General features: G+C 24.7%; 13 protein-coding genes. All 13 read left to right on the top strand.

The window, feature by feature from the left end; genetic code table 11:
* Nucleotides 1-173: 173 nt before the first annotated feature.
* The 13 genes from QK892_RS18000 (at nt 174) to QK892_RS17940 (ending at nt 8,716) form a co-directional block, all read left to right on the top strand.
* On the top strand, nt 174-485 hold the full coding sequence (locus tag QK892_RS18000) for a hypothetical protein (protein ID WP_317274928.1): 312 nt from the start codon (nt 174-176) through the stop codon (nt 483-485).
* A gap of 128 nt (nt 486-613) precedes the next feature.
* Entirely contained in the window at nt 614-1,390 is a 777-nt protein-coding gene (locus QK892_RS17995) for a hypothetical protein (protein WP_317274927.1), read from the top strand.
* 241 nt (nt 1,391-1,631) lie between these two features.
* Nucleotides 1,632-2,126: a hypothetical protein gene (locus tag QK892_RS17990; RefSeq protein ID WP_317274926.1), complete on the top strand. Its 495-nt coding sequence runs from the start codon at nt 1,632-1,634 to the stop codon at nt 2,124-2,126.
* Nucleotides 2,127-2,133: 7 nt separating this feature from the next.
* Nucleotides 2,134-2,643 carry a hypothetical protein gene (locus tag QK892_RS17985; protein ID WP_317274925.1) on the top strand — a complete coding sequence of 170 codons (510 nt, stop codon included), beginning with the start codon at nt 2,134-2,136 and terminating at the stop codon, nt 2,641-2,643.
* Between the two features lie 347 nt (nt 2,644-2,990).
* A complete protein-coding gene (locus QK892_RS17980; protein WP_317274924.1) occupies nt 2,991-3,155 on the top strand; it encodes a hypothetical protein in 165 nt (54 codons plus the stop codon).
* 196 nt (nt 3,156-3,351) lie between these two features.
* Nucleotides 3,352-3,765, top strand: a complete 414-nt coding sequence (locus tag QK892_RS17975) for a hypothetical protein (protein WP_317274923.1) — start codon at nt 3,352-3,354, stop codon at nt 3,763-3,765.
* Between the two features lie 204 nt (nt 3,766-3,969).
* The gene (locus QK892_RS17970) at nt 3,970-5,031 is read left to right on the top strand and encodes an efflux RND transporter periplasmic adaptor subunit (protein ID WP_317274922.1); all 1,062 of its coding nucleotides are present in this window, start codon (nt 3,970-3,972) and stop codon (nt 5,029-5,031) included.
* Between the two features lies 1 nt (nt 5,032).
* Entirely contained in the window at nt 5,033-5,713 is a 681-nt protein-coding gene (locus QK892_RS17965) for an ABC transporter ATP-binding protein (RefSeq protein WP_317274921.1), read from the top strand.
* Nucleotides 5,703-6,911, top strand: a complete 1,209-nt coding sequence (locus tag QK892_RS17960) for an ABC transporter permease (RefSeq protein WP_317274920.1) — start codon at nt 5,703-5,705, stop codon at nt 6,909-6,911. The genes QK892_RS17965 and QK892_RS17960 overlap by 11 nt, the downstream gene beginning before the upstream one ends.
* A 134-nt stretch (nt 6,912-7,045) precedes the next feature.
* Nucleotides 7,046-7,693, top strand: coding sequence for a hypothetical protein (locus QK892_RS17955; protein ID WP_317274919.1), 648 nt, complete (start codon nt 7,046-7,048; stop codon nt 7,691-7,693).
* A gap of 46 nt (nt 7,694-7,739) precedes the next feature.
* Nucleotides 7,740-8,033 carry a hypothetical protein gene (locus QK892_RS17950; protein WP_317274918.1) on the top strand — a complete coding sequence of 98 codons (294 nt, stop codon included), beginning with the start codon at nt 7,740-7,742 and terminating at the stop codon, nt 8,031-8,033.
* 91 nt (nt 8,034-8,124) lie between these two features.
* Entirely contained in the window at nt 8,125-8,376 is a 252-nt protein-coding gene (locus tag QK892_RS17945) for a hypothetical protein (protein WP_317274917.1), read from the top strand.
* 148 nt (nt 8,377-8,524) lie between these two features.
* On the top strand, nt 8,525-8,716 hold the full coding sequence (locus QK892_RS17940) for a hypothetical protein (protein WP_317274916.1): 192 nt from the start codon (nt 8,525-8,527) through the stop codon (nt 8,714-8,716).
* Nucleotides 8,717-8,814: the final 98 nt, after the last annotated feature.

Genomic DNA, 8,814 nt, shown 5'->3' with positions numbered 1-8,814 from the left:
ATAAAGATACAAAGTAGAAAATGAGTGCATTGGCATTGAACACTTAATGAAGCTTTGGCTGAATTTAGTGTGAAAGCCCATCTTACGAAGGCAACTGAGGAAGATGTTCCTTTGAAAAAAGAGAATATGCTTTACAATTACCAAATAACTATGTGGAAATTGACAGTGATGAAATGGAATATGTTGAAGGTGGGGGATATTGGAGCAATTCGTTATTAAAACAGAATTTAAGGATGTGGGGAATAGAAGCTACATATTTATCATCAGTAATAGGATTTTCTGGGGTATATAATTCAATAAAATGGGGACTTAATGCTATAAAAGCAGGATTAGTTGGAACTTTAGGATTAGCAGGAACAGTATTGTCATGGTATGTATCATGGAAGGTTGGTACATTTATAGAAGAGATTGCTACAGCATTGGATAGAGGTATTGGTATAGAGTTCTATTGGGGAGTTACAGGTCCTTGTTTATATGCATCATAAATAATGTGGAATTAAGATAAAAGCTTTAACTATATATAATAAAAATATTTAGATGAGTGGTTAATAAAAAATATATGACAAGTATAATTATCACTCATCTTATTTAGAATAAAATGGAGATATAATAAATGAAGAGTAAAAAAAGAGTAAAAAAAATATTTTTAATTACAATAATTATGTACATTATGACATTAATTATAACTATAATATTGAATGGTGAGGAAAGCTTATCAAGTTTAAAAAATGGACCAGTACTAATGATTTTATTCTATGGAGAATTATTTCTTATACTAATGAACAACGTAATAAATAGAACAGATAAAAATATTACTTCTCTAGAATTGAAAAGGATATTAGATATTGAATTAATTATTAAGTCAATAATTTTTATTATCTATACTATAATATTACCTAATATAAATTGGAAATTTAATAGTTTGATTATATATACTGGTTTAATTATAGCCTTTCTTGTTAATATAAGTTTCCTAATTTATTCATTAAGAAATATTGATAATTTAAAGATAAATGTAAAAAAACAAGTTAATAGTAGAATGGTTAATACTCATTATAGCCTTGGTGGAATTATTATATATGTTATTGCCATTGCTATATCTAGCGAGACAACATATTTATTAATTATTAAAGTATGCCTTTTTGGTTTATCAATATATATATTAAATAATAATTTGAAAAAATATTATAGTGTTACTAAATTTATAAATAAGATTAATTTAGCATTGATTATAGGATCTGTGATTAATATTTCAATTTATATTTATCTCTATTTTTTGATTACTGAAATAGATAAGATACTATTTTCAAATATTAGTGATATTGCTTTTATAGTTACATCTTTGTTTATAGTTCCATATCTTAAGGAGACTCAATTAGGTAATGGGTAATGATTATATTGATAATATAAAGTTACAGTAGATACCACTTTTAAAATTCTATATTTATTGTAAGTGAGGCTTTAAATGAGTTTAAAATTCCTTTAAGGCTTATTTTTTTGCATTTAAATCTGATATTAAAAAATGAGTATAAATTTTTATTATAATAAAACAACATTAGGTAAATATAGCAAATTAGTAATGAAATTTAATTAAAGATATATTATAAAAATAATTTGAAGTGAGAGAATTTATGGGAGTATCAGGAGAATTACAACATATATTGCCTATATTGATGATAGCTGTAGCTATAAATTATGCTGTAGCAAATTTTGAAGTTAACAAACCAAAGTATATTGAATATATATTTCTTTTTTGTTATATAGGAGGAAAAATATTATTATATAATTCATTAAAAATCAATGATGATTTAATAATTATGCATATAATAGCATTTATTTTAATAAATATTTCATTTATATTTAGAAATAAAATATATGAAAAAACTTATGATGCTAAAAAAATACTTTGGAATTTAGATTTTGGAGTATTTTATGGTTATGCTATGTTAGCAGCTATACTATATATTCCTTTTAATGAGAGATTATATATAAATAAATATAATTTGATAATAATGTATATAGAATATATAGTAGTTGGAGTTTTTTATATTCTTGCCTCAAAATATATGATAAGAAAAATTGAAAAGACATCTCAAAAGATGAAGAAGTCTAATAAGGTGGGATAATTATATAATGAGTGGTTTTTCAGATAATAACTATACCTTTTCATTAATGATTCCAAGTTGGTATATAATAATATACATAGTATCTTTTACTAAAACATACTATGAAAAAAAAGTAGTAAGGATAGTTAATGTAATTATATGCGGAACAATATTAGTAGGAGTATGTTTATTATATATATTTCAATTTAGTGAACTATATATAATAAGTTGGATTTTTAAACCTATTGTTCCATTAATATTAATTCAGTATTTACAATTTGAGAAAAAAATAATAGCAAATATAGATAAAAAAGATAAATTTAGATTTTTGAAAGGTATATTAATAGGAATATTAATTATGTTCATACCAGGATCTAAATGGTATTCTAATTTAATAAGTAATATAGAGAATAATGAGTGTTTAATATCAGAAATGCTAGTATTTTTTTGCGGTGTCATAACAATGTTTTTGAATAAGTGTACAATAAATAAAATTTCAAAAATAAAAAAATGGCATAGAATAGAGAATAATTGGTAGTATGGAAGATTAGCAAGTGGGATTCCAAGAATCCTACAACCCCTGGTACAAAGTAGATAATAAGATAGCAAGCTTTAAATGAGTTAATATATTCATTTAAGGCTTAATTTTTTGCATTTAAATCATAAATAAAATATTAAAGTTAATTTTATAATATGATAAAAATGGACAAGGATGAAATGTATTTAAGAAAATTTATATTAGGAAGGAATATAGAAAATGAAAAATATTTTAGTTTGTATTGCTGGAGTAGTTTTGTCTAAGATAGTATTTGATTTATGGAATTGCCTTAGGATTTTTTTATTCATTTACTGATATGTTAACTAGAGAAAGTATTAAAGAAGAATATGAGTAAGGTTGATTATGGAAAAGTATATTGTATAAATGTTCTTTTCACTTTTGTAGCTATGGTTATACTATGTGATGATATTTATGAATTTTTGTTATTTCAGGGATGTATTCTTGTTGCATCATTAATTATAACTAGATATATAAATAATACTAATATATAATTTTGTAAGTTAAAAAAGTCTAAAACTGATTTGTAAATTCCTTTTAGGACGATTTTTTTACATTTAAAGCGTATTATCATAAGAAAATAGATTTTACTATATAATTAATATGTGTATTTAAATTTTTAAAAATTAATGTTCTTTTTAAATAAGTATATATTTTAACAAATTGATTGAAAAATGAGGGGGAGTATCAATGCAAAATACGGTAGAAAGAAAAACTGTAGGGGCAGGAATTATTACCATGTCCATATTAGATTTTTTGGGACAAGTCATAGTTATATTAGGATGTCTAATTAATATTTTTGGTGCAGATTTCATGAATAGTTATTATGAAAATATGGGGTTAGTTAATCCATCAGCAGAAATAAATATAGCAGAAATATTTATAACATTAGCTATATCAGTAATAATAACTGTATCTGTAATATTAATTTTGGCTAAGAAGCCTATAGGAGCATACATGTTTATAGGAATAGAAGTTTTATCACTTATATATCGAGTAATTACTTCTGGAATAAGTATATTTACACCTTTAGGTTTAATTTTTCCAGCTTTAATGATTTTCTTTATTTATAAAAAGAAAGATATATACTTTGTTAAGGAATAATTTAAAAGGTAGTTTATAAATTAAAAATATATAAATTTATTTTAAAGTACATTGATAATATATAGGTATAATTAATAAGTTTTAAGTTTGGAGCTGTTTTATATAGCTCCTTTATTCTATAGTAGTTAGTTTATTTAAATAAAATGATTGAAAAAAATAATTGGATGATAACTCCAAAGTCAATAATATTTTATGGGGGATTATATGAATAAAAGAAAATTAATAATAGGTACTATTGTATTTATAGTAGCTTTAATTTTAACAATAAGTGGAGCTTTATATGTTAAAAATAAGCCAAAGATAGCAACGAACCAAGAAAGTACAATTGAATATTTCACAATAGAAGATGCTTCAGGATTGAAGTTTAAGGGAAGAAGTATCATAAGTAATGAACAAAGGGTAGTTTTGGATCCATCTAAGGGTGAATTGAATGAAGTCTTTGTTGAAGATGGGCAAATAGTTGAAAAGGACACTGTTCTTTTCAATTACTATAATGAAGCTATTCAAGAGCAGGTAGATGAGTTAAATAGACAAATAAATTCTTTGAGTTCTAAAATAGAGAAGGAAAAGGAAAGAGAAAGTAAGGCAGAAGCTTTAAAGAAAGAAGCAGAAGCTAATGCTAACAATAATCAAAATCCAGAAAATTTAGATTCAGTAGATCAATTGAATAGTGGTAGTGCAATAGAAGAATTACAAATAAGTTTAAATGATACTATTTCAAAGAGGGATTCATTAAAAGAAAAGGTCGTGAAATCTGTAATATCAGAAATAAGTGGAAAAGTTTATATAAATAAAGAAGATCCTACAAAGGAATATATGAGAGTAATTTCTGAAGATTCATTAATAGCAGCACAGGCTTCAGAGTTTGATATTGAAGAACTTAAAGTAGATAGTAAAGTAGATATTAAAATCGTAAGCAACAATAGTAAGGTTACTGGCAAGATAAGTAAGATTGAAGATATCCCAACTATGTCTGCGGATCAAAATTCTTCTTTATATATCTTTTATGTTAAACCTGATGAAAGTGTGAAAATTGGATTTAGTGTGGAATTAACAGTAAATTCAGGGGAAATATTAATACCTAAAAGTTCTGTTATAGAGGAGTCAGGAAAATTATATGTTATGTTAGCAGAAGGTGAAAATAATAAAAAGATAGAAATAACAGCAACTCTTAAGGATGACAACTATATAATTCAAAATGATACTTTAAAGGTAGGAGATAAAATAATATTAAATCCTTCAGAAGATAGTAAGGAGGAAGTTTAATATGATAAAACTGAAGGGGATAAATAAATATTATACTTCAGGGGAAGAAAAATTACATGCTTTAAAAGATGTAGATTTAGAAATAGAAAAGGGAGAATTCTTAGCTATAATGGGACCTTCAGGTTCTGGTAAATCTACTATGATAAAAATATTAGGTCTATTAGATAAGGAATTTGAAGGGGATTATCTACTTGATGGAAAAGAAATAAAAGCTTTAAATGATGATTTACTTAGTAAGCTAAGAAATAAGAGTATTGGCTTTGTATTTCAAGATTTCAATTTAATAGATAGATTAACTATTAAAGAAAATATAGAACTTCCTATGTTATATATGGGTAGTGGAATAAAGAAAACAAAGAATAGAGTCAATGAACTTTTAGAGAAGGTAAATTTAAAAGATAAGATTAATAAATATCCAAATCAATTATCAGGTGGACAACAACAAAGAATATCAATTATTAGGTCCTTAGTAAATAATCCAGATATAATAATTGCTGATGAGCCAACTGGTGCACTTGATAGTAAAACTTCGGAAGAAATAATTGAAATATTTAAGGGCTTAAATAAAGAAGGAATAACTATTATTTTAATAACCCATGATATAAATGTGGCTAATAAAGCAAAGAGAATAGTTGAAATTTTTGATGGAGAACTTAAGGAGGCAGAAAAAAATGCAATTTAAAGTTTTAGCTTTTGCTGCCTTAAGAAATCTAAATAGAAATAAAAAAAGATCAATTTTAACTATGCTAGGAATAATAATAGGTATAACATCAGTTATTGCAATAGTAGCATTAGGACAAGGTTTTAAAAATAAAACTATTAAGGAATTTACAGGAGAAACTGATGGTTCAGTTGTCCTTATGGCAACTTTTACTCCAGATGATTATATGCAAAACACATCAAATATAGAGTTCTTCAGTAATAAACATAAAAATAAAGTTGAAGGCTTAGATTCAGTTGAATCCGTAGAATTTCAATATAATGATAATTCCTTTGGTGAACTAATGGAATTTGAAATTAGGGGTAAAAAAATCAATGCCTTAGTTAAGGCAGTAGATGATTTTAGTTCTGAAGAAGAGGCTTTTGGCAGAAACTTAACTAAAAATGATAACTTGCTTAAGAGCAGAGTAATATTTATGTCAGAGCAAAGCTTACTAAATAGCTTTGACGATATAGAGCCGTTAATAGGGGGAGTAGCTACTATAAATGGAATATCCTTTGAAATTGTAGGAATAAAAAAAGCACCAGAAGAAGAAGAAATAAGTTTTTTAAATATGGGTGGAGATGTAAAAATTCCTAAAGATACATACGATAAATATTTTTCAGGAATTAAAGAAGTAGCTGGATTAAGTATTACTTTAAAGAAAGATAAAGATGTAAAAGCTAGTATGAAAGAAATAGAGAATACTCTAAATTCAATTGAAGGAAATAGGGTAGAAGGAAAATATGAAATAATAGATACAAGTGGAATAGTAAATTTATTAGGTGGAGTGCTTAATACTATAACTACTTTTATTGCAGCTGTAGCAGGTATTTCTTTATTTATAGCAAGTATAGGACTTATGAATATGATGTACACATCAGTTTCTGAAAGAACTAGGGAGATAGGTATAAAAAGGGCACTTGGAGCAAGAAAAAGAGATATTAGAAGAGAGTTCTTACTAGAGGGAATATTAATTACTATAGTTGGAGGAACAATTGGGTATATTTTAGGAATAATAGTTGCCAATATAATATCATTATTCTTAAAACTAGTAATAGTACCAAACTTATTCACAGGATTATTAGCTGTAGTAATATCAATTGTTATAGGACTAGCTTCAAGTTTTATTCCAGCAACAAAGGCTGCCAATTCAAATACTATAGATATATTAAAATAAAGCTTACTCATTAGTTGTTGAGAGAAACAGTGAATATATTTAAAGAAAAGGCAAAAAATTGAAATTACTATGTTTATATATAAAATAGTATACGAGAAATATCTTTAAGTATTTTAGAAAGGATGAAATTTCTATTGAATATCTATAATATTAAAATATTTAATAAAACAAATATTTTTAAGGATGATGACTATATTAAAGTATTTATTGATGGGGTTGAAATTAAAAATATAAAATCTATTTTTAGTCATCGTGCAAATGAAGGAAAGCATATTTTAAGGATAGAACAAGAGAGGAAATATAGAAATAAATATTCTTATGCTTTAATTCCTCTTTACATTCTTGATTTATCACTTTTAGATAAATCTCCATTTTATGCAGTGTATGAAACAGAGCTTTATTTAGATAGAGATATAGATGTATTCGTAACACTTAATAGAGTATATCTAAAACCCAAAAGATTTATAAAAATAATTAATTGTAAGTTTAGTGTTGTTTATAGTAGTGAAGTAGAAATTCATTTACTAAAAAATGATTTTATAGCTAGTGATAAAGAAAGAAGACATTGGCTTATAATGAACACTATATTTATAACATTGCCGTCATCTTTATTAATATCTTTATTTAGTTTTTTAATATTTATTAGCTTTAAACAAGGTAAACCTTTATGGGGAAAAATTTATTTTATAACTGTAACTCTATTTTTAATCTTAGTTTTAATATTTCTATTAAGGAATTGCTATGCTAATTATAAATATAAAGATAGTAAGGAAAATTTTTAAATAAGTTAAATGAGATAATTTTACTTTTGAAAGGGCGTTCATTAAATTGAAAGATAAAAAGTTAAACCTATTAATTTATAGCTATACTGGGAAGTTAACTACAATACTATATTATATAGCTGTATTAATTATAATTATTCCAGTAAGTATAGTTCTTGTTAGAGACATTACAGTTAGTTCAACCTTTAGTAAGATTATTATTGGAACGGCAGGGGCTTTTATTATAATAGGAAAACTTTTAGTTATAATTAATAAAAAGAAGGAAGAGAAAAATATTTCAGTAGATATAGGAATTCTTACAGGAATAATAATAGCACTTATAGGATATCTGCGAGATTAACACAAGTATTCTTAGTATAGTATAGTGAAATTATTAAAAGGCATTATTAAATTTTATAATAAGCTTTTTGTAACTTATTGGGGAGTAGATTATGGATGTATTAAAGATTATTTTTTTTATATTTCTTACATTTATTATGATGTCAATGGTATATAGTTTAGTTTTGCTTTTACAAAATAAAATTAAGCCAAGTAAAAGTGGAGCTATTCTTTCATTTGTAGTATTTTTTAGTATGGTAATATCAATGATTCTAAATAAGTCTTTTAATATATGGGCAGTGTTTTGGTTAGTTGCTGGAATTATAGAATTTTTCAAATTAAATGAGTCAAAGAAGCAAAATTAACTATAGTGTTATTACTAATTTATTTTATTGGAATATCATTTTTATTCGTGACCTATATCAAAAGCCTAAATAAAGATTATTTATTAATATCAACTAAGGTATTATATAATAAATTAATTTTGAGTAATACAATACAGAGGTGATGTAAATGAAAAAAATACCTAATACAATATTTCTAATTTTGGGAGTAATTATTCTTTCGTTAGAGTTCTATTTCATGATTAATGGTACATTAGGATGGTTATTAACAACTAGTGGTGTAATTTTAATTGGTATAAGTATATTTAAAGGTAGTAATCCATTTAAAGTTATATTTGAATTTATAACAAATTTTTTATAATAATATACTTAATATATAGAATTGCAATTTTATACTTTCCATTATCAACATAAGTTTAAAACAGAGCCTAAATTTAATATAGAGAGTTTGAATATAAT

Origin of the sequence: Clostridium lamae, from assembly GCF_033043255.1 — a bacterium.
GTDB lineage: Bacteria > Bacillota > Clostridia > Clostridiales > Clostridiaceae > Clostridium > Clostridium lamae.
The sequence above is the reverse complement of the archived record's forward strand: the minus strand, read 5'-3'. Positions and strand labels throughout refer to the sequence as shown.